Consider the following 20966-nt stretch of genomic DNA (forward strand, 5'->3'; position numbering starts at 1 on the left):
ACTATGCCAGACAATATCAAATCACTTATCATCTACAATAGTAGAAATTATTTAGGTTACTTAAACTCTTCTTGCAAGTCTGAATATTGTGAATCTACAATAGTAGAAATTATTTAGGTTACTTAAACCGTTTTACATCTATAGAATTAAATGGATCTACAATAGTAGAAATTATTTAGGTTACTTAAACGTGAAGGATTTCGTCACGTATCATAGTATCTACAATAGTAGAAATTATTTAGGTTACTTAAACTATAAGTCAAGTTCTGTTAATGCCTGTATCTACAATAGTAGAAATTATTTAGGTTACTTAAACATAAAAGAGTTTGGAGAAAATAACAAAAATCTACAATAGTAGAAATTATTTAGGTTACTTAAACAAATTACGTTATCTGACTTATACCAAATCTACAATAGTAGAAATTATTTAGGTTACTTAAACAATCACTAGAGGTTTAGACGGAGAAAATCTACAATAGTAGAAATTATTTAGGTTACTTAAACTTTTATATTAAGGGATATAATATTACAATCTACAATAGTAGAAATTATTTAGGTTACTTAAACAATTACGACCTATTAAAGGATTATTAAATCTACAATAGTAGAAATTATTTAGGTTACTTAAACATTTCAATGGATATTGTTCCAATAGAATCTACAATAGTAGAAATTATTTAGGTTACTTAAACTCTTTTATCGTCATATTAACCAATTATTCTTTTATAAGCAACCTAATTTTTATTATTTTTTATGCAATATTTACATATCTTGTTAAGTAACTTATTATTTTTTAATATTAAGACCTAGGTTTGTAATAATACTTCAACTTATTATAATAAAGTCTTTTTCATCATTCTTCGCATACCCGAACCTTAACACTTCACAGCTTGATGAAAGTTTAAATATAATCACACTGTCTTCTTGTGAAAATGACTTCTCATATTTATTCTTCAAGTCATTAACTATATTATCGACAATTCTCTCGCTGTTGTCAATCTCAAATACAGAATATTGAAGTCTATGACCAAATCTTGACAGATATTTAGCAAATTTAGTCCTTAATTTATCATTTGATATATCATAACTTACAATTACCATAATACCTCCAATCTGATTATATATTAAACTGTGGAAATTCTGATACACTTTTCATTTTCATAAAATATCTATAATAGTTCTGTATATACATAAATATTTCATCTTTGTATTCCATAATTGCCTGCATTAAAAATTGTATATATTGCGGATTATTCTTATATTTTAAACACCAGCGTTCGTTATACTTTTCAAAATCATCAATTTTACACTGTCCCAGATTAATAGCTTTTCGCACTTCATAGTCTATAATTGGTCTTATCGGCTCCATTATGTCGCACACTAATGACTTCCTCATATAGAAACACTTATGAAATACTCCATAATATGTATCAAATCCATACACCTGCAACATTGCATCAACGATATTAAACAGCATTGTATAACCTATATCTAACACAACATTTACATAATCGCTTTTAATTCTTGGCTTTCTTCCATTCCACTGTACATTATCAAATATTCTTGGGAAATAAACTCTCGCAGCATTTCCTTCAATACCCATAATTTCCAAATACTCCTTGGAATTATCAAGTTCTACCACCATCGTATTTAACAATTCAATTGCTTCTTTTTGGTATTCTGTCTTTTTTCTTATATTTTTTAATACCTGTGCTTGATTTTTAATTTTGTTTTGTTCAATAAGCCTGCCTATATCGTTACTATCATATTGATATTGGTGTTTCCTTAGAAGTGTGTTACCTTCCATTCTTGCACCTATAACATCATATACTTTAAACGTTGTACTCATTAAACATATAGAAAATCCAAATTTTTTACTTCTTTGTATCAAGCCACTCGTTATAGATATATTTCCAACAACACACAACATAAACAATCTATAACAGGTTGATTGAAACTTAATCTTTCCTTCTTTATCTTTTACTATAACATTATCGTTAGAAAATGATAATTTATCCCCTATGTTTGTCATTAAAAAAATGACTTGTTTCTTTTTAAAATCATTAGCACTTAACATAAATCCCCTCTTTTATTAATGACTTATCACACGCCTGTTCATATATGCATTTACTGCATTTTTCTTTATTAGTCTGCTCAAATTTATCCATATCAAATAACCTCATCTGGTTAATTAATTGTTTAAATTTATTTTTCATTGCCACATCATCATCTGGAAGTGCAATTTTATATTTTTTATTATCATCAAGACTTCTTACTTCTAAATGATTAATCTCATACCCCATCTCTGTCATTGCATAATATTGGGCATATAATTGAAAAATATATCCGTCATATATTTTCTTAACAAACTTTTTCCGTTCTATAAGTGTCTTACTAATTTCATCATACAAATCTATTTTCCCAACAATCTTATATTCATCTGAATACACATCTAATGCCATTTTTACGCTTTTTCTCGTAGAATATTTTTTATTATCTACTTTCTCGTGTGCCTTCGTACCATTAATCTGATACTGTGATTGATATGTCAAATTGTCCTGATTTCCATATAATTTATGAAAATATATGGAAACCGGACAAAATATAAAATCATTGAGATTCGAAATTAATATCAAATCTTCCATCTACTCAAACCTTCTATTCTGAATATAATCAAGCCATTCAGTAACACCTATATACAATTCGCTTTCTTTTAACTTCTTATCATCACTCCAGTTCTGTTTAATCTTGTTAATCTCATACAAACCTTTTAATGCTATGCAATATGCGCCATTGGCATCTGCGTCTTTAGGCATTGTATGTGTGGTATTATTCTCATTTTCCATATAATCAGATGAGTCGTAAAATCCATTAGACGAATTTAAAATTGGCGATACAAGTCTGTCATAATTCTCATCTTCTGCTTCACTCTTGCTATTTCTTAGCTGAACTGTATACTTTAATTCTTCAAACAGACTGCATATAAAATCAGCATTTCGTGTTTCATCCATATGCGATATATCTTCCCTTATATCGTGTCCGTCTTTATATTCAATATTGTATTGTTCCATAAGCTTAATTAAATTCTCTGTAAGATTTAATACTTCTGAACGTAACCATCTGCCATCTTTATATAACTTCTTAATTCTTTCCCCATATGTGTAGGCTGTCCATTCATTTACCGGACTGCTTACGTTATATGTTTTAAAGTTATTATAATCAAAAGAAAACGCAAACAGTTCTCTATGTCCGATTTTTTCATATTCTTCTGAACCTTCATTAATATATCTGATTGAATTCATACTCATAAGAAATTCTTTTTTATCCTTAACTTTAGCATTAATGCCACTGCCTGAATATTTCTTAAAATCAAATATATTAATAAATCCTGTGGATGGATCTATCTTTGATGTATAAGCCGCTGGCACATAGAATATACAGCCGCACTGCTTTCCAACATTTTTTATGCTTTTAGGAATATATGTAAGCTGATATCCCCTTAATATTCCTCCGTTCTCATCAGCTTTTCTCTCTTTAAATACAAGATAATTAAGTTTACTAATCAGCATATTCTCAAATTTCTGATACACCTGACGTTCAACCTTAAATCTTCCTCTCTTAAAGCCTTTGTTTAAATCTTCCATTACAATTATTGCATTATAATCAATTACCATTCTTGCTATCTTAGATATAACGCCTGACAGATAACCACTTTTAACATCTTTAATCTTACCTATTTCCTGCCAGTTCTTTCTTGCATTATCTCTTGTCTTTTCCATATTTTTAAGTTTATTCTTATAGTCATAACTATTGACAAGATTAAATGATTTCTGTTCTATAATATTTCCTTTATTATTAATGACAGAAATGTATATAAGATTTCTCTCGCCACGATCTATTCCAATAACATTCATATTATTATGCTTAGCTATGTATTCAATCATCTTAGCATTAATATTTTCGTCATCTACTCCATAATTAATTGTTATTGGAAGATGAAGGAAATATTTATCTTCTGTATATCTCTTATCTTTAATAATATCTATTGGGTTCTTACGATGTCCGATTCTTTCAAGTATTTCAACAAGTTTTTTATCTTTTTCTACATCAATAACATAATCATTATTATAATAATTATAAACTTTTATATAATCCTCATCAGTTAAAGATACCCTTACTCCAGCTTCATTAATATACGTCTTATTAACAAGAACTGTATCTTTCTTATGAGTTATATTTCTTTTCATACTCGATTTACGATAGAAAAGCTCAGCATTACCATTTAATTCAATGCAGATATTCTTAAGGTTATCCTCACTAAATATGTTCTTTAGATACATTGTATGAAGATTGTCTTTTCCTGTACTATGCGATGATAAATCTTTATTATATATCTCAAATAGATATATTTTCCCTTCCTCATCAAGCCTGTTAATATCTGCTTCACTTATATATACCCACGAAATTGAGTATCCTTGCTTCTCAACATCTTTATAGAACTGGCCTATATCATTATATTGAGTAGTTTCCTCGAATTTGAATCCATAATTCTTCCATTCAGGATGTTTATTTATACACGCTTTATAATAATCTATTAAATCATGGCAGTAATTAATATCAAAATTACCACTTGATTTGATATGCCTGTTCTTCTCATATCCTTCTAATATATATGATGATGGGTTATAATCTCTTTTTCCTGTATCAGATTTAATAAATACCTTAGGAAGCATCTTATTAGGACCAGGCAGGAGATTATATACCATTTTTTTATAATCTGTCGATAATCGCTGCTCTTCACTACCTTTTATTATCTGTTTATCAGGCTTATTATTCACATTAAATATCGCTATATAATATTTGTTGTTCCTAAGCAATATTATTGCATTATTATCAAATTCCTTACTCCTTGACCAGCCAGCAGCAAGTGTTGGTGAAGCAAAATTAAGCTTGAACTTCTGTGTGCTGTAAGGCTTCTTAGTAACATAATTGCGAATTCTGTCATACAGTGTTACCACATTTTCCAATTCACAGCATATATCTTCCAGCTCAGCATAAAATGCGTTATCTTTTTCTACGACTTCATCTATAATAAATGTCTGTAACCAGTGATATAACGACATTATATCATCCAGCTGTTTTTTTATTCTAAGCGCACTTTCCTTATTCTCTATAAGACTGTCATCAGAATTATAATCTATTGTATACAGGCTGACATCTGCTAACAGCTCCGACATTTTATTAAAATAGCCAAGCACACCCTGTCCACCGAAAGCCTTAACTGCATTATCGTCATCATCAATATATGGAGCATTAAAATAATCTGGCTCATACTCTGCCACGATACTATCCAGTTCTTTAACGCTCATAAATTTATTATCTTTCTTAGCATTTTCTATTTTCTTAACTTTGCTTTGACCTTTTCCTGCTATTGTATTACATAAATATCGTTCTATAGCTGACTCTATCACGCCCCAACCGCCATATACATAAGTTGACACATTTGTATAATATCTGGCATTAATATAAATCTTTGCTGTATTATATATATTAATGTTCTGCAAAATATTTCTAAGCCTGTCTGTCAGCTTAACTTCTTCGAGCCTGCTAATAAATTCATTAAATGAAGCATACACTTCTTCATCATTCTGATACATTGGAGGAATTTCAAATGCCTTTTCTGATATACCCATTATCTGTTTTTGAAGCTTCGTCATCTTAAATACATTAGCTTTAAGCTTATTCTGCTGGCAGTACAAATTCATATGTTTGTTGACATCCCCACATATCTGATTGTAATAATCTATGCCCTTCTGCGCAAGCAGCTCATTATAATAATCCTCAGAAAAAATATGCTCTAATCTCCAGCTATCAAGCAACTCTGTTAATTCTTCTTCAATTAGCGCAATTTCGGTTTCGGCTTTTTCCTTTATACACATAAATGTCTTCAAATTATCGTAAAATATCGAAGCATTAACATTAACAATCCTATAGCATATAGATGATGCTCCTCCATTTTCTTTAAACATATTTTTTCTTATATTAAAATAATCGGTAAAATATGTAGTAAAGCCTTTAAAAAGCGCAATTGTTTCAAGTGCTTTCTCCTTATCTTCATCGATATAATTCTGTTCCACATAATCAGGAAGAAGCTTTGTTATCAATTTGGCTTCAAACATTGATTTAAAATTATCATCTGCTGATAACAGTTTAGCTATCTCTCCTCGCTTTGATTTTTCCACCAAATCCAGCTTATCTCTGTTGTCTTTATCATTCTTCTTATATTTTTCTTCTATTGCATCAAATAAATTATAAAAATCCAGATTATTGATGCCATTTAACTTGTGTGTAATATAATTCCTATAATATTCATCAGCTATCTTCTTTAACTCCAGACTCTGTTGTGCTCTATATTCATCCTCTGAGATAATTCCCCTCTGCTTGATATGTTCTGCTGTAAATGGAGTTGGCTTTAGTTCATTTCTTAAAGTCTTCTGTACTTTGGATAACGCTATAAATTCATCGTAATTACCACCTGTATAATTGTCTGCCGCTTTGTTCATTGATGTACCTCCTCTGATTTCTTAATAAATATTAATGAATATATAATTGCTTAAAAATATATTATTTCTGATTATTACAATAGTGCCATTTATATTTTTACAATAACACCTTTCGTATTTTTTGTAAAGAGGTGTTAAATTATTTTATTTGTAAATTAAAAAAATAACACTTTCGTGTTATTTAACAACCTAACCTCTTTAATCTACAATCAGTAGAAATTACTCCTATAGCATAGCCGCATACAATTAATGTATCTCTATCAATCTACAATTAGCCGAATTCTATTATATCCAGCTCTATTATCACTTTTGTTACCGTTAGGTTATGCAAATATTATATTTAATCTCATATTATATGTCAAATTCAATATAATTACATATAGTAGCATCAAGTCATTTTCCACATATAATACTAATAAGTTTAATATATGGAGTTTTTTCGATTATGAGAATGCAGAATACGTGGGCGATTGCTATGTGTTATGTACCGTGGCAGAAATGGGGAGATTTGTATGACCCTTGCAAAGCCCTTAAATGTGGAACTTTATTTCCTGTATTATCCAAACCTTTTGCAGGAGGCAGAGTATGAATAATATGACTAACCAGCCATCTATGAACCAGAGGTCTTCCTGCAATTGCCAGCAGAATTGCAATAATGGCTATTCTAATAATAGCTGTAATAACAACCGCAATTACAATAACAATCTGTGCAACAGCGGCAATTCCAACAGTGCCCTCACTCCAACCAGACAGTCCAGCTGTGCTTTAACAGCCGACAAACGTGGGCTTATGCAGAATATTTATGAACTGGGATTTGTACTAACAGAAGTCAATCTCTACCTTGATACTCACCCCGATGACCTTGAAGCAATTGAATATTATGCACAGATTAAAGATAAATACTGCGATTATATGACACAGTACGCAGATTATTATGGACCTCTCGATAAATTACACATTTCCAACGACAATTACTGGATGTGGGTAGCAACTCCAATGCCTTGGGAAATGGAGGGCTGCTGATATGTGGAATTATGAAAAACGACTTGAATACCCTATTAAAATAAAACAGACGAACCCTACTCTGGCGGCTATGATAATCAGTCAATATGGTGGACCATACTTCAATAAGGTATACAGTTTCCCTTCTTATTTATATAGGTATATTATCATAGTGTTTTTAAATATACAATAGCATTATATTCTTTCGATATTATGTACATCTATTGCACTTGTTACTGTATTGCCAATACCAATTACTGCTCGATCACCATTAATCTGAATAACATCATATTCATCATAGTAAAGGTTAAATGCTCGGTCAGTGTCATAATCGACATTAAGAATAACTCTTACTTTATCGCCAACTTTTATATCTGTATTATCACAGCCTTCAACATTCGAATTGTCGCTTGATATAATACAACCATCGTTGACCCAACCTGTTCCATCATTGATTAAGTAAGGATTGGCCGCCCAAGGAATAACCCTTTTGATTGTTCCACTATTAAATCCCTGTGATGGTGTAAGTCCTGATTCTGATGTTGATGAAGCATATATTGCATTATACTCAACATAATCTCCTATCTGATACTGTAAATGCTCTGTATCTGTCTCATCAGCACTGATATTATCATCTGAATCAAAATTATCATTCCTGTGATCATACTCATTAGCCTGTATAAGTCTGTCAAATAACTCGTCACGCATAATGTCATAATCTACTCTTGTACCATCGTTTAAATAATAGTCACTAGTCTCCTGGGACATAGCAAATTTATCTTCACAGATCTCACCATTATCATCCCAATGAGCTTCCCAGATAAGAGCACCGTGTTCTATAAGTTCATCTACGTTCATATAATCATTTAACCAACTATGGCTTGCATAGATACCCTTTGCAGTTATGTCTGATAATGCATCAAGCCATACAAGTGCAAGCTCCTGTGTATAATGATAATCAATGCCATTTTCAGCCTTGTATCGGTCTGCATCCTCGATATCAAGATACAATCCCATTGTTGGATTACATTTATTATACCATTCCCTGATATGTGCAGCTTCGCTTAACGATTCATCATTGTTGCCAGCATACTGATATAGATAAAGTCCATACGGAATACCTCTCTTCTTGCATTCATCTATATATGTCTGTGCCATAGAATCACACTGTCTGCACTCGCTGTCATCCTCGCTTAAGTCACTGCCATAGGCACAACGGATTATAACAAAATCAAAATTCTCCTTAATGTAATCAAAATCAAGATTTCCCTGATGTCTGCTTATGTCTATTCCTCTTTTCATAACTATTCCTCGCTTTCATTTTTATCTTTAATATTTTCTAATTCTGCTTTCTTTTCCACCTGACTCTTAAGATTGCTTACAATAGGCTGTAAAAATGGTGGAAGTGTAACACCTATATCATTGATGTTTTCTAATATAGATATAATTTCATTGCAAATCAGCCATATTGCCACTATGCAAGCAACTAAAAATGTAAATGGCAATGTTATTCCAACAACATCCGCTGAATAAGAAAGGAGCTGGTCAACTATTACACCAACTCCTACTAAAAGCCACATACATATTTTCTTTGCTATGCCTCTTATTCCTTTATAGCTGTCTATTTCCTGATTTCTAAATTTAGATGCTATAAGACCTGTTATATAATCTATTACATTGCAGGTTATCAATAACATAACTGGTATTGCCAGTATACCTAACGCACTCATTATTATGCTCCATATTGCCACTATAATTGTTTTCGCTCTTTCCATTTGTTTCCTCCTGATTTATATATATTTACTTTAATTTTACTTATTGGGTGCTCTAATCATCTCTATTACTCTCCTTTATTTACTAAATTCTGTTACCAGCTCATTTAATTTATTTTCAAATTCCGTTACATCTTTCGTATATGTTGCCTTATTTGCTATATATGCCTGGGCATTAGCTATGTTACGATTTATAGACAACCCTCCATTGGCGGAGATTGTAGCATTCATATACATAATATCTGTAACTGCACCATTCTCCTCTACACTGCTTGTTCCATTTAATGTTATAGATTTGTTTACATTTAACATTTTTACCTCTTTCTACCACTTCTGTGGATTTTATCCATTATTAACACCTATTGCCATCCATCTGGTTCCATATGCAAATGATGTTGTTGGTTCATACACCGAATACTTAAAATAAGTTTCTGTAACTTCAGTCAAACAAATATTTTCATTAGAGAATAATGTCGTAGGCATAACTGAAATTAATGGTGGTGCAGCATATGATTTTTGAAATATAATAATATATTCTTTCCAGGATCCACTACCAAAATTCCAGTTAGTTCCCCATTGAACAAACGGAATCCCATAATCAGCACTTATTTTTCTACCATAGATTAAACCTTGACTTCCTATCAAACCAATTGTATTAGCACCTTGGCTATTAGCTAACCAGAAAGCGCCGCCATTGTCCTCAAATCCTGCTCTTGTAACTAATTTACTATTTCTATAATAATCAAATCCATCTTTATAATATTTGGCACCATTTTTTCCTGAAATAATTTCAGATTCTTCTTTAAATATCGAAACTGCCTCATTACCAAGCATTATTTTATAGTCACTTTTATTATTTGTTTTATATATTGTAACTCCATTAAAAATGGTTCCTGTGCAGTCTAACGTATGCCCTAAAAATTGAGAAGTTATAAAACCAGATGCATTTATTTTTGTTGATGCAACCGAATTTTTTAAATTTACACTTCCATTATTTATTTCCAAATAACCATTATTCAGATTAAATGTACTTCCTGTACTATTAGCAACATAATTGGTACTTTTAAGCACTCCAGCTGTAACCGTTCCTAAGTTTGCTGATATTGCAGATAATGTAGATACACTTAACTCAGCCGCTGTGATTGAATTGGCAGCTATCTGATTGGCTGTTATTGTCTTAGAAGCTATCTTCGCGGCTGTAACTGCACTTGCCACTATCTTTTCTGTTGTTATTGCATTTGCTGCTATTTTTGCCGAAGTTATAGCACTTGCTGCTATTTTATATGCATTAACTGCATTTGCCGCTATCTTTTCTGTTGTTATTGCATTTGCCGCTATCTGTGTTGCCGTAACACTGCCTGTATATATCTTTTCGCCGTTAATCAGGGTTTTATTATTTGTGTCACACCAGCTTGCAATTGTAGAACCTTTAGCTTCTGCATAATCATTCTTTGGCGATTTGGTAGGTTCAAGATATACTGTATAACCAGTATTATGAGCTATGTTTGTTTTAGTTGTATATATTGTTACTCCATTACTCCTGTTAGGTGTGAACAGATTATACTTTGCCCCACCACGGAGCATAAAATAAATCTGACTGTGCTGAAGAACCTGCCCCACATATGCTGGCATTTTATTACAAAAACGATAATTATTCTCCTCCAAATAACCAGCGGCATCTGTTGTTCCCCAGCCACCTGCTAATACTCTTAAAATAAGATTGCAAGTAAAACCTTGATTATGCGTAGACCATACAGGTTTAGAACCGCTATTAAGCTGAACATTACATTCATAGTTATGTAAACCGTTATATGGTATAGATGAATTTATTAATACTGGATAATATGTATTCGTATCATACTTTGAATCCGTCAGATTTACTGTGGTTTGAAATCTTTTTACTGCTCCTGCAATATCATTCTGCGTAGTGGAATCTAATTTCCCTATTGTAACTGAGCCCGCTGCCAATCTGTCAGCAGATATATATCCACTGGTAATCTTTCCTGCATCTATATTGGCAATCTTGGCATTCTGTATTGTTGCATCTGCTATTAAGGCATTGGTGATAGAGGCATTTGCAATGGCATTAGTTCCGAACTGACGTAATACCCAGCCTTTGCCATCGAAGTAATACATTTTATTAGAATCTGCTGTATTAAACCATATATCATTAGTTTTTCTATTCTCCGTTGAAGGTGTTGTTGTCTGATAAAATATTGTATTCTTGCCATCTGCTGTAAGCTGTGCTCCTTCCGCAGTCTTAGAAGCCGCAGCTGATAAAAGTTTAGCCGCTTCCGCCGTGCTTAATGCACCAGCCGCATTTGTATTAGCTGTATCTGCCTTTTGTGCTGCATTTTCTATATCTTTGTCTGTTGTATTCATCCAGTCTGTGACATCTGTTCCAAACTTGGATGTATCTATTGCTCCTTCAGCTATCTGCTTACCGTTAATTGTTCCTACCGTGATATTGGCAGCCTTAAGATTGATTACCTCGATGTTAGCGGCATCTATAGTTCCACTTGTTATTTTATTAGCAGTTAAATCTACTATCTTTGCATCTGTTATGCTTCCGTCTGCAATCTGAGCTGTACCAACCGCGCCTTTGTCTATCATTGCTGTCTTTATAGAGCCGGCCTCGATATTACTAAGCTTTATGTTAGCATACTTCAAATCTGCATCCTCGGCTTTTAGATAATTAGTCTTTATATCAATTATCTCTGCATTTACAGCGGTGATTTTTTCTGCCGTAACTGTATTAGCCTTAACCCAGTCGGCATCAACCTTCTTTGCTATTAATTCCTTTGCTAATATCAAATCAGAATATATTCTTTCGTTCTGCTGTGTTGTCGGACCTTTAAAATCTGTTTCAGTCTCAGTTTCCGTCTTCCCATAAGATGTAACAGTCATAGCCATACCGCCATCATATTCCTGTACCAAATTCATAACCGGCATTTTATATTCACCAGTACCATCCTTGACAGTTATGATATCCCACGGATCCAGGCGTATATCTCCAAGTGTCTTTAACGAAGCTCCTCTATAAGTAAATCCTTTAATGCTCTGATATATATAACTTAATCTGTCTGACGTCATAAATGGGTTGGAAAAGGTTATTCCCAGTTGTCCACCGCCCTGCGTTAATTCAGTCTGGCTATCCACATTACAGTTAACATAGTCCAGATGAAAGTTGCTTTCATTATGCTCAAACAACATAATTCTTGTTTTATCTATAGAATACTCACATTCTTTATACCACTTAATAACAATAGTTCCGGCTCTGTCCACACATGCAAATCCACCAGCTAATGAAGCTATATAGCCTATCACCTCTCTGTATGTATATCCAACTGGTTTAGTCTGTATCGTTATGCCATCCAGACCACTTACTTCTGCTGGAACACCACAGCTTGTACTTATCTCACTTAAAACCGAAGCAGCACTTGCTGGATATATAAGATTGGATATATATAGTCCTGTAGTCTTCATCATTCTGTCATATGCTGTAAATGTCGTTGTCGTCTGGTCGCTTTGTGGGTGCTCTGCTGTAAAAAAGCCAAGTGGAATATATTCATACTTTCCACTTGGCAGCTTTAAACCTATCTCTACTGGTATCTCTGTGTTTTCAAATAATTCATCTATCTTCTTAAGAGTAATCTCTATCTTAGCAGATACCGCCGACCCTAGCTGTAATGCTTCATCTGCTGTGCTGGACGTCTCATAGCCCAATTTTTTAAATCGGGAATTATACCATTTTCCATTAATTCTTAATCTGGCTTCAAAAGTCCTCGATGGACTTCTTATTGTTTCTTTAAAAACTTCCGTTACATTGTTATACATACACTTACTCCTGTATCATAAACTCTATTGCAGTAATATCTTCTAATGTAGTTCCGTCATATCCTTCTGAATCGCACTCATTAACATCTTCCAGCTTAATCATATGCACATCAAGTTCTGTTTCAATGTTATACATATCATTAATTTCTTTAATTACCTCCTGTTCCTTATCTTCTGCAAATTGATATGAACCATCTTTTATAACTTCGTTTCCACTTTCATCTTTTAAGGCATTTTCCTTTAATATTCTTGTTCTTTCAGCATTATATACCTCTAATTCTGCCAATAATGCCTTAAGGTTTTTAGCAACTGCATAATTAACCTTAACCGGCCAATGTTTCTTTGAATTCTGTAACTTCTGTAATTCTGCTGAAATTCTGTCAATCTGTTTAATTGTAAATGTCTTTTTCATCTTCTAGTTCTCCTTATTGTTGAATAATTGACACACTTGCACTTCTATAATAGAAAATGCCATCATCTAACTCTCCTATTACGTCTTTGCTTAGTGTGCCTCTGTAACTTGTTATTGTTATATCCTGTCCATCATCGTGGAATGTTATAGGAAAGAACCCTGCAACAAGCTTACTCTTAATAAGTATCATTTCATCTTCCTGCAGCACTCCCCAACTAATAGATAATGTCTTCTTCTTTGCAACTACATCACCTAACATTGTTCCGTCAAGTGCACGTCCGGTTGAAGAAGACCATATTATCTCATCATCCACTTTGATGGACACAGGAGCCGGTAGCTCCTGTCCATCACACTGTAATATCAATTCATCACATCCTTGTTAAGTTATAATCTCACATTTTCCTGTCTGTTTTGTATGTTCATTTATCTTATCAACTACATATTTCTTAAGACTCTTTCCATCAAGCTGTATATCAAGATCTAATGTTTCCAACACTTTAAGTATCTGCTTAAGAATGCTTATAGCCTCAGACAACAATTCAGCACTTGATGCCATAGCTGCTGCCTTCTGTGCCATATCAATAAGCTTATCCTCTGGAGCTACAACTTCGCCCTGGTGTCTGTTATCACCTATCATTGCAAGCTGTGGAGTATTTGGTTTTACATATCCACCTTCTGCAAGATATGGAATACTGCCAAACCCAACTTCCGGCAAATCAAACCCGAAATGGTCACCACCTATAACCGGTACCCAGTCAGGCACATCAAAGCTTAAGCCATTTACCTTACGAACCATCCAGTTAATACCACTTTCTAATCCGTCAAGCATACCATTTATAAGTCCGATTACCATATTAATAGGTCCTTTGGCTATGTCTGCAATTAAAGAGAATATTCCACCAAAGGCATCCACAATACCATTCCAAGCTTCAGACCAATCGCCTGAAAATACCCCAGTAATAAAGTCAATCAATCCACCAAATATCTGCTTTACGTCACCAAATATATTAGAAACATTTTGCAAATAAGCATTCATTATATCGCCTATAAAGCCGAAGCTATCTGAAAAATCTATGTTAAAAATATTCTGTAACCAGTTATCAAATGAAGAAAATGCTGACTTAATATTCTGCCATATGCCTTTAAACCAATCACCTGCTTTACACCATTTATCAGTAATCCAGTCCCAGCATTTTCCTGCTGCATCCTTAACTACATCCCAATGTTTTACTAACTCGTATATAGCCACACCTAATGCTGCTAAAGCCACTATAACTAATGTTATAGGACTTGTTAATACTGACATAGAAACACCAAATGCTGTTGTAGCTGCTGTGGCTAACCAAGTAGCCGCTGTATGTGCTGCTGTGGCTGCTGTATCTGCTACTTTAGATGCCGTTGATATTCCCCATTGTATGGCCTGAGAAACTAATTCCTTTGTCGCCAATGCCATATTTACAATAAAATCTTTTATTCCTGTGGTAACATCTACAGCTTTATTTTTTGCTTTCTCTGCAGTATTCTTTACCCACTCTATTGATTGAAGTGCCAACTCCTTAGTTGCCTTTGCCATATCAATAGCCAGGTTCTTAATATTTCCGCCTATATCAACAGCTTTATTCTTAGTCTTCTCAGCAGTATTCCTTACCCATTCAACAATATCATCTTTCAATGCTATAGTTGATGCTTTAATATTAGTTACTAAGTCCTTAATACCTTTTACTGTATCCGATTGCAGGATATTTACCTTAAACCAAGTAGTATAATATATTTCAAGCTTTGATATGGATTGTATAATGCTTTTAACAAAATCTTTTGCATACATAGCACAAAGCTGAACTGTTTCAAACTTATCAGCTATTTTTGCTAATGTACAAGCATGTATTGCCGCTTTCATTTTATTTATAATTCCAACAACACCGCCAGCATTCATAAGAAATTCTGCTAAATCTACAGCTTTCCAAACTGCTGCAAATGCTCCTATTGTTATCACTATTGCATCAAATGGACCTTGATTATCCTTTATCCAATCAGATATACCCTCTAAAGCAGAGGCTAATCCTTTCAGAACATCAACAATCACTCCACCAGTCCACTTTGCCACAGGCTCAAGGAAATTATCCCAAGCCCACATCCACAAAGGCTTTAATGCATCTAATGCACTATTCAGTACATCTAAACAACCTGCTAATACATCAAGAAATGCCGGAAGCAAATCTTCTATGGTCCACTTAGCCAAAGGAACAAATATATTGTAATAAGCCCATTCCAATCCTGCGAATAACTTCTCTGTTAATGGTTGTGCGGCTCTCTTAAGATTATCTAGTGATGATATCAGATTATCAAAAGATATTGCTTTAAGTGGCTCTAATGCTTTCTTGACTTTATCTGCCATATCAGATATTGTACTTGAAACATTAGATGTACTTTTACTCACATCTGGTACAAGGTCAACGCTTCCGATTCCTGAAGATATTCCACCTGTACTACCGCTTGAATCAGAACTATCATCTGTTTGCTCTGTCAGCTTATTTATCTGGTCAAAGCCTGCAAGCGACTTCTCAATATCCTTTGCTGTCTTCTTAGCTGCATCTCCTATTCCACTTACATTATCTGCAGCACCTCCAGCATCATCTCCTATGCCTGCTATATCAGCACTTATACTTCCCATAGAGGATGATATATCGGCACCTGTAAGCATCTGCACGAAACTAGCAAATCCATCTGCCACTTTCTGCAGTCCTGCAAGCAGACTATTAAATCCACGCAGAATAGGTGTAAACAATGCTATGAAGCCTTTACCAAGACTAGCCTTTAACTGCTGAAACCTTAATGTAAGTATTCTTGTCTGATTCGCCCAGGAATCCTGTGTCTTAACAAAATCTCCTGTGGCATTGGACAAAGCACTTGTAACGTACTGATAACGCAGCATTACTTTTTCCTGCTCTGTCATCTTGGCTGTAGTTTTACTGAAGCCGTTATTAAGTGCATACTGGTCTAAGTTAGTCTGAGTCATAATCACACCCAAGTCCTTGAGCGTTTCAGTCTCACCAGTCCAGATAGATTTCAGCTTTGTATATGCTTCATCCGTACTAAGATTGTAAAATGATGCAACATCACCGGTTAATCCTGTGACATTTTCAGCCATATCAAGTGCCGCCTTACCTGTAATACCCATAGCATTACTCATCTGGCCAAACACACCCATGTACTTCTTAGCCGATAATTCCGATAAGCCAAAGTTAGTCATAGCATTGGAAGCCCACTGGTCTGCCTGCCAGCTTAAGTCCTTAAATGCTGTATCTACGACATTCTGTACTTCTGTTACATTAGAACCTACTTCTATGCAATCTTTCGTAAACTTAGTAACTGCAGCTATACTTAGTCCTGCAGCTATCTTCTTACCAAAACCACTAAATATGCTTGTAGCCTGCTTAGCCGCCTTATTGGAAGCTCCTGTAAGCTGATTAACTATCTGTGAACTATCTATTCCAAGTTCCAGAGCTATCTGACCTACTGTATCTGACATTCGCCCTCCTTTCTGACACAATTAAAAAGCTGCCTACTTCTTTGAGTAAGCAGCCTTAAAATCTCGTTGTAATCGTGTCCAATATTCTATATACTGTGGTGTTCCCACCATTTTCCTATTACGCTTCAGAAGCCAGTCATCATGTATCTTTTTCTGTTCCTTAGTAAAGCTATTGATAACTTTAATGTCTTTCTCTGCCCTTATACTTACTACTCTTCCAAGTGGTGTTTCAGGCATTATTCCAGATAATAAAGAACAAAATTCCGCCCAAGACATATCATCTTCCGTCCGTAATCGTATGCCATACTGTGACAGGAAGCTTGACTCTATCAATTCCCAGTCATCATATATGTCATAATATATTTCACTATGAGGGTGTATTCTCCTCTCCATATGTGCCTGTGGCAACACCCATTATTGCATTATACATTTCCTTATATTCAGGAAGCGGTAAGTCCATAGTCTCAATCTTATCTGCTGCCTCTTTGCCAATAAGCATTTCAAGAGCCTTTGTTATAAATCCCATTCCGTTGTCACTATCTTTCTTCTTTTCAGCCTCAGCAGCCATAGCCTGTACATTAAGAATTGTGTTCTTTCTGTTATTCACAGTTACCACTAAGTCATCAGTAATACGAACCATAGGTAACTGGTTTGTAATCTTCATTGATATGTCTATTACTTTAAAATCTGTCTTTGCCATTATTCAAATTCTCTCTTTCTTTTTTATTCTGTATATGGAATATATGTTGGTTTTCCATCTGACTGTGCTTCCCATTCAAGTGCATCAATGCTTGTTGAGTCTCCTCCAAGGGAAGTTACATTTATAACTGCTGGGATAAGAAGCTGGTCAAGGTTTGGGAAAATAATTGAAACCCAGGTATTACATTTCTGTCCTGTCTTTAAAGCCAGGCTTGCGATATAATCATTACCTTCATCACCATAATTACGCTTACCACCCATAGTCATACCCAATGATTTACCTGTTGTAAGTCTTCTTGTCCAGCCTGCCTGATCCATTGGATTCCATTCTTCAATTGTTCCATCTACGGATATGCTTAAGCTCTCTGCATCTTTTACAACCTTTGTTTCTACTGTTTCCGGTGTATCTGTGCTCTTTCTTCCTGTTATGCATACACCGAACTGAATTGTATGCACCGGATTAACGCCAGTAAGAGGTGTTGCTCCTGCATTATATCCAGCTAATTTAGTATTCTGTGCCATACCTTTACCTACCTTTCATAATAAATATCTAATTCTATTACACTCTCAAAGATACCTTTATCATCTGTCCCTACATCCACAGGTCCATCAACCTGCATTTTAGTAAATAGAAGCTTTGTATCATTGATTATTTTATTGTTGGTGTCTCTAAGCATATTGTAGAGCTGTTCCGAGGTTTCTTCTGTATCTCTTACACTCTTATTCCAGTGTACTAATATACTTACAGACTTAATACGATAAGAGCTGTTATTTAAACCTCCTACAGCCGTCTGTGGTGGTCTTTGTCTGTTAAGATTATATACTCCTATACTCTTATCTTTTTTATTATCAAGCTTGCCGCAATATACATTATTATTGTCTGCAATGCCAAGACCTGCTATATAATCTCTTACATCACCTATTCCTAACATCATAACCCCGCATTTTTCTTGTATAACTTAGCAAATGTATCTGGAGCAAAATTTCTTTTCTTACCATCTTTAAGATAATCATCTAGCCACCTGCCCTTGGCATTTGCATTGCCTTCGTGTCTTTTACCTTTATCATCTACCCAAGGTGATTGATGGAAGTTATATTCAGGATGATAATATAACCTTCTTACATATGGCGTACTTGATATAAGTTCTACCTTGCCATTGGCAATATCCTGTGTATATACAAATGTGCTTTCATTTTGCAGTGTACCTGTATCCCTAGGCATTACCTGACTTTGAACTACATTCGTATGTATTGCTTCCGCTGTCTGTGCCAGCGACACCTGTGCTGCTGCCGTAAGCCTTTTCAACACTGGCATATTAAGCTTTACTGTTGATTTAACATTCTTTGCCATTACATCACATCCAATCTCACATAATTTACTGTTCCATCAGGATTACGGCATTTTGTACCCTTGTATATATGCCTTGTTTCGCCAAACACCGTTATCTCACCCTTAGTAATAAGAGGCAGTTCTGGCGCAATATCACCAGGTATTAAGGCACAGCCCTCAAGCTGTATAAGCTTCTGTTCTGCTGTGAGCACCGTCTTTCCACTGTCTTGATAGTTGCATAATCCGTCCCATACCACAGGGTCTAACTGCTCCCCATATACGTTTTGACCTTCCTGCTCTATCTCAATATGTACTTCTGTTTTACAGAACTGCTTTAATACTAAACAAGGATATTTCATACTCACACCCCCAGACTTAAACAACAGAAACCTGTCTGACAAAGTACCTGATATGTATCACGTTTTACAGCAATGCCATTCTGTACAAGCACATTCCAGCTGCTGCCAAACTGCATAGATACTCCATTTACAGCATAATTCTGCAAGACACAATTAATCATGTCTTCATTCTCATACTCAAAATCAGCCATATCACAACATACATCTATAATTATTGCCTGCTGGAACTCTGTCAAATTATCAAAGCCTCTTGATGTTATACGATTAAAAGTAAGCGAGTCGATATGACGGCTCGCCTGCTTTAATCTTCGTTCTATCTGTTCATCCGGGATAAGATTATGCTCGCTCAGGTACTGTTCTTTACTTGCATATACCATAGGCTTACTCTGCAATCTCTTCTGCAGGATCTACATCAACGAATACAGAATCAACCTTACCATCTTTGCCATTAGGGAATACAAATGTATCACTTAACTGACGATTCTGATAAAGATATCCGTCTCCTTCTGTATGTGCTCCTGGTGCGAAGAAATAAATAGATGAAATCTTAGGTACTGTCTTACATGTCTGGCCACATGCGACAAGTACATTAATCTTGCGTGAACCCTGAACAGTCTTTTCATAATATGTGGCTATATTAGTCTTTGTAGGCTTTGCCACAACTGTATAAGCGCTGTCGCTCTTAGTGTAGTATGTCTTTCCTTCTACCACATCTGTATCAGTTGTTATGGTATACTTTGACTTAAGCGGAGCAAAGCCGCCCTCTGCAACATCCCAATCGAATCTGTCATAGAATCTTTCATCATCCACAACTTCCATAAGTGTCACACCATCAATATCAGTTACACGTGTTTCAATGCCAAGACCACCTTCTGCAATCTGTGTCATTTCAATCTTACGTGTAAATTCCTTTGATACCTCAAGCTTATCCATAATGTCAGAAGATACATACATAATGAGACTTCCATTTGCCTTATATCTTCTAAGCTTGCCTGCTGCCAGAATATGCTTAAGCTTAGCAAATACATTCTCTGATGTATATTCTGTGGAAGCTGTTTCAGTATGATATAATTCTGTCTTCTGTGCAGCCTGTGCTACCTTACTGAAAAATAATGCATCTGTCTCTGGTACTACCTGTGTCTGTTCAAATATGTGTGAAATATTCTGAATAGATGCTGTCTGATTTGTTTCATCAACATCTGCCTTATCAACCATAAACTGTACATCTCTGTCATGTGTTACTGTGTAAGGAACATCTTTCTGGTTATATTCTCCTGTGTTCCATCCACCTGATCTCTTATGGTTCTTATAACCACTTACACTCATCTGTGTAAAATGGAAAGTCTTTGCATCTAACCATCTGACATTGTTTGTGATAAATGGTGATGTAAGTGTGCCCTGAATAAGAATTGCTAATAATTCAGGACTCCACTGTTCTGCATAATTTAAATTTGGCATATTAT

21 protein-coding genes and 1 CRISPR repeat array are annotated in these 20966 nt (G+C 34.6%); of the genes, 2 read left to right on the forward strand and 19 right to left on the reverse strand.

Annotation, left to right across the window (positions count from 1 at the left end; translation table 11 throughout):
* Positions 1 to 30 precede the first annotated feature (30 nt).
* Positions 31 to 692: direct repeats of the CRISPR family, unit length 36 nt; unit sequence ATCTACAATAGTAGAAATTATTTAGGTTACTTAAAC.
* 133 nt (positions 693 to 825) lie between these two features.
* Genes cas2 through cas12a form a run of 4 tightly spaced genes read right to left on the reverse strand, consistent with a single transcriptional unit; the run spans position 826 to position 6563 of the window.
* Positions 826 to 1101, reverse strand: coding sequence for a CRISPR-associated endonuclease Cas2 (gene cas2, locus C7390_RS07935; RefSeq protein WP_022501474.1), 276 nt, complete (start codon positions 1099 to 1101; stop codon positions 826 to 828).
* A gap of 16 nt (positions 1102 to 1117) precedes the next feature.
* On the reverse strand, positions 1118 to 2077 hold the full coding sequence (gene cas1 / locus C7390_RS07940; RefSeq protein WP_022501475.1) for a type V CRISPR-associated endonuclease Cas1: 960 nt from the start codon (positions 2075 to 2077) through the stop codon (positions 1118 to 1120).
* Complete coding sequence (gene cas4, locus C7390_RS07945; protein ID WP_022501476.1) at positions 2064 to 2645, reverse strand: type V CRISPR-associated protein Cas4; 582 nt, start codon at positions 2643 to 2645, stop codon at positions 2064 to 2066. The genes cas1 and cas4 overlap by 14 nt, the downstream gene beginning before the upstream one ends.
* A complete protein-coding gene (cas12a, locus tag C7390_RS07950) occupies positions 2646 to 6563 on the reverse strand; it encodes a type V CRISPR-associated protein Cas12a/Cpf1 (protein ID WP_116443914.1) in 3918 nt (1305 codons plus the stop codon).
* A 445-nt stretch (positions 6564 to 7008) separates the two neighbouring features.
* Between cas12a and C7390_RS07955 the strand changes: the two genes are divergently transcribed.
* Both C7390_RS07955 and C7390_RS07960 read left to right on the forward strand, forming a co-directional pair.
* Complete coding sequence (locus C7390_RS07955; RefSeq protein WP_116443915.1) at positions 7009 to 7152, forward strand: spore coat associated protein CotJA; 144 nt, start codon at positions 7009 to 7011, stop codon at positions 7150 to 7152.
* Positions 7149 to 7586 (forward strand): spore coat protein CotJB, encoded by a 438-nt coding sequence (locus C7390_RS07960; protein WP_022501479.1) that lies wholly within the window; start codon positions 7149 to 7151, stop codon positions 7584 to 7586. Before C7390_RS07955 ends, C7390_RS07960 begins: the two co-directional genes overlap by 4 nt.
* A 174-nt stretch (positions 7587 to 7760) precedes the next feature.
* Here the strand turns inward: C7390_RS07960 and C7390_RS07970 are convergent, their stop codons facing one another.
* The 15 genes from C7390_RS07970 to C7390_RS13690 form a co-directional block, all read right to left on the reverse strand.
* Positions 7761 to 8867: a GH25 family lysozyme gene (locus C7390_RS07970; protein WP_116443917.1), complete on the reverse strand. Its 1107-nt coding sequence runs from the start codon at positions 8865 to 8867 to the stop codon at positions 7761 to 7763.
* A 2-nt stretch (positions 8868 to 8869) separates the two neighbouring features.
* The gene (locus tag C7390_RS07975; RefSeq protein WP_116443918.1) at positions 8870 to 9340 is read right to left on the reverse strand and encodes a phage holin family protein; all 471 of its coding nucleotides are present in this window, start codon (positions 9338 to 9340) and stop codon (positions 8870 to 8872) included.
* 75 nt (positions 9341 to 9415) lie between these two features.
* Complete coding sequence (locus C7390_RS07980) at positions 9416 to 9649, reverse strand: hypothetical protein (protein WP_116443919.1); 234 nt, start codon at positions 9647 to 9649, stop codon at positions 9416 to 9418.
* Positions 9650 to 9679: 30 nt separating this feature from the next.
* The gene (locus C7390_RS07985) at positions 9680 to 13174 is read right to left on the reverse strand and encodes a hypothetical protein (protein WP_116443920.1); all 3495 of its coding nucleotides are present in this window, start codon (positions 13172 to 13174) and stop codon (positions 9680 to 9682) included.
* A 4-nt stretch (positions 13175 to 13178) separates the two neighbouring features.
* Positions 13179 to 13586, reverse strand: a complete 408-nt coding sequence (locus C7390_RS07990) for a hypothetical protein (RefSeq protein ID WP_116443921.1) — start codon at positions 13584 to 13586, stop codon at positions 13179 to 13181.
* A gap of 13 nt (positions 13587 to 13599) precedes the next feature.
* Positions 13600 to 13950, reverse strand: coding sequence for a hypothetical protein (locus C7390_RS07995; RefSeq protein ID WP_116443922.1), 351 nt, complete (start codon positions 13948 to 13950; stop codon positions 13600 to 13602).
* A gap of 15 nt (positions 13951 to 13965) precedes the next feature.
* On the reverse strand, positions 13966 to 17115 hold the full coding sequence (locus C7390_RS08000) for a phage tail protein (RefSeq protein WP_116443923.1): 3150 nt from the start codon (positions 17113 to 17115) through the stop codon (positions 13966 to 13968).
* Between the two features lie 33 nt (positions 17116 to 17148).
* Positions 17149 to 17508, reverse strand: coding sequence for a Gp15 family bacteriophage protein (locus C7390_RS08005; protein ID WP_318295613.1), 360 nt, complete (start codon positions 17506 to 17508; stop codon positions 17149 to 17151).
* A complete protein-coding gene (locus C7390_RS08010) occupies positions 17483 to 17815 on the reverse strand; it encodes a hypothetical protein (protein ID WP_116443924.1) in 333 nt (110 codons plus the stop codon). The genes C7390_RS08005 and C7390_RS08010 overlap by 26 nt, the downstream gene beginning before the upstream one ends.
* Positions 17816 to 17838: 23 nt before the next feature.
* Complete coding sequence (locus C7390_RS08015; protein WP_116443925.1) at positions 17839 to 18336, reverse strand: phage tail tube protein; 498 nt, start codon at positions 18334 to 18336, stop codon at positions 17839 to 17841.
* A gap of 8 nt (positions 18337 to 18344) precedes the next feature.
* Entirely contained in the window at positions 18345 to 18749 is a 405-nt protein-coding gene (locus C7390_RS08020) for a phage tail terminator protein (protein WP_318295614.1), read from the reverse strand.
* The gene (locus C7390_RS08025) at positions 18746 to 19165 is read right to left on the reverse strand and encodes a hypothetical protein (protein WP_116443927.1); all 420 of its coding nucleotides are present in this window, start codon (positions 19163 to 19165) and stop codon (positions 18746 to 18748) included. The genes C7390_RS08020 and C7390_RS08025 overlap by 4 nt, the downstream gene beginning before the upstream one ends.
* On the reverse strand, positions 19165 to 19503 hold the full coding sequence (locus C7390_RS08030) for a hypothetical protein (protein WP_116443928.1): 339 nt from the start codon (positions 19501 to 19503) through the stop codon (positions 19165 to 19167). Before C7390_RS08030 ends, C7390_RS08025 begins: the two co-directional genes overlap by 1 nt.
* 2 nt (positions 19504 to 19505) lie before the next feature.
* The gene (locus tag C7390_RS08035) at positions 19506 to 19880 is read right to left on the reverse strand and encodes a head-tail connector protein (RefSeq protein ID WP_116444022.1); all 375 of its coding nucleotides are present in this window, start codon (positions 19878 to 19880) and stop codon (positions 19506 to 19508) included.
* A 4-nt stretch (positions 19881 to 19884) separates the two neighbouring features.
* Positions 19885 to 20961 (reverse strand): hypothetical protein, encoded by a 1077-nt coding sequence (locus C7390_RS13690; RefSeq protein WP_318295615.1) that lies wholly within the window; start codon positions 20959 to 20961, stop codon positions 19885 to 19887.
* Between the last annotated feature and the right edge of the window lie 5 nt (positions 20962 to 20966).

This window comes from Bacteroides galacturonicus, assembly GCF_003096855.1.
Classification (GTDB): domain Bacteria; phylum Bacillota; class Clostridia; order Lachnospirales; family Lachnospiraceae; genus Lachnospira; species Lachnospira rogosae.

Coding starts and splice junctions, on each gene's coding strand:
- cas2 (WP_022501474.1), bottom strand. CDS start 1,101: ATGGTAATTGTAAGTTATGATATATCAAATGATAAATTAAGGACTAAA.
- cas1 (WP_022501475.1), bottom strand. CDS start 2,077: ATGTTAAGTGCTAATGATTTTAAAAAGAAACAAGTCATTTTTTTAATG.
- cas4 (WP_022501476.1), bottom strand. CDS start 2,645: ATGGAAGATTTGATATTAATTTCGAATCTCAATGATTTTATATTTTGT.
- cas12a (WP_116443914.1), bottom strand. CDS start 6,563: ATGAACAAAGCGGCAGACAATTATACAGGTGGTAATTACGATGAATTT.
- C7390_RS07955 (WP_116443915.1), top strand. CDS start 7,009: ATGAGAATGCAGAATACGTGGGCGATTGCTATGTGTTATGTACCGTGG.
- C7390_RS07960 (WP_022501479.1), top strand. CDS start 7,149: ATGAATAATATGACTAACCAGCCATCTATGAACCAGAGGTCTTCCTGC.
- C7390_RS07970 (WP_116443917.1), bottom strand. CDS start 8,867: ATGAAAAGAGGAATAGACATAAGCAGACATCAGGGAAATCTTGATTTT.
- C7390_RS07975 (WP_116443918.1), bottom strand. CDS start 9,340: ATGGAAAGAGCGAAAACAATTATAGTGGCAATATGGAGCATAATAATG.
- C7390_RS07980 (WP_116443919.1), bottom strand. CDS start 9,649: ATGTTAAATGTAAACAAATCTATAACATTAAATGGAACAAGCAGTGTA.
- C7390_RS07985 (WP_116443920.1), bottom strand. CDS start 13,174: ATGTATAACAATGTAACGGAAGTTTTTAAAGAAACAATAAGAAGTCCA.
- C7390_RS07990 (WP_116443921.1), bottom strand. CDS start 13,586: ATGAAAAAGACATTTACAATTAAACAGATTGACAGAATTTCAGCAGAA.
- C7390_RS08000 (WP_116443923.1), bottom strand. CDS start 17,115: ATGTCAGATACAGTAGGTCAGATAGCTCTGGAACTTGGAATAGATAGT.
- C7390_RS08005 (WP_318295613.1), bottom strand. CDS start 17,508: ATGGAGAGGAGAATACACCCTCATAGTGAAATATATTATGACATATAT.
- C7390_RS08010 (WP_116443924.1), bottom strand. CDS start 17,815: ATGGCAAAGACAGATTTTAAAGTAATAGACATATCAATGAAGATTACA.
- C7390_RS08015 (WP_116443925.1), bottom strand. CDS start 18,336: ATGGCACAGAATACTAAATTAGCTGGATATAATGCAGGAGCAACACCT.
- C7390_RS08020 (WP_318295614.1), bottom strand. CDS start 18,749: ATGATGTTAGGAATAGGTGATGTAAGAGATTATATAGCAGGTCTTGGC.
- C7390_RS08025 (WP_116443927.1), bottom strand. CDS start 19,165: ATGGCAAAGAATGTTAAATCAACAGTAAAGCTTAATATGCCAGTGTTG.
- C7390_RS08030 (WP_116443928.1), bottom strand. CDS start 19,503: ATGAAATATCCTTGTTTAGTATTAAAGCAGTTCTGTAAAACAGAAGTA.
- C7390_RS08035 (WP_116444022.1), bottom strand. CDS start 19,880: ATGGTATATGCAAGTAAAGAACAGTACCTGAGCGAGCATAATCTTATC.
- C7390_RS13690 (WP_318295615.1), bottom strand. CDS start 20,961: ATGCCAAATTTAAATTATGCAGAACAGTGGAGTCCTGAATTATTAGCA.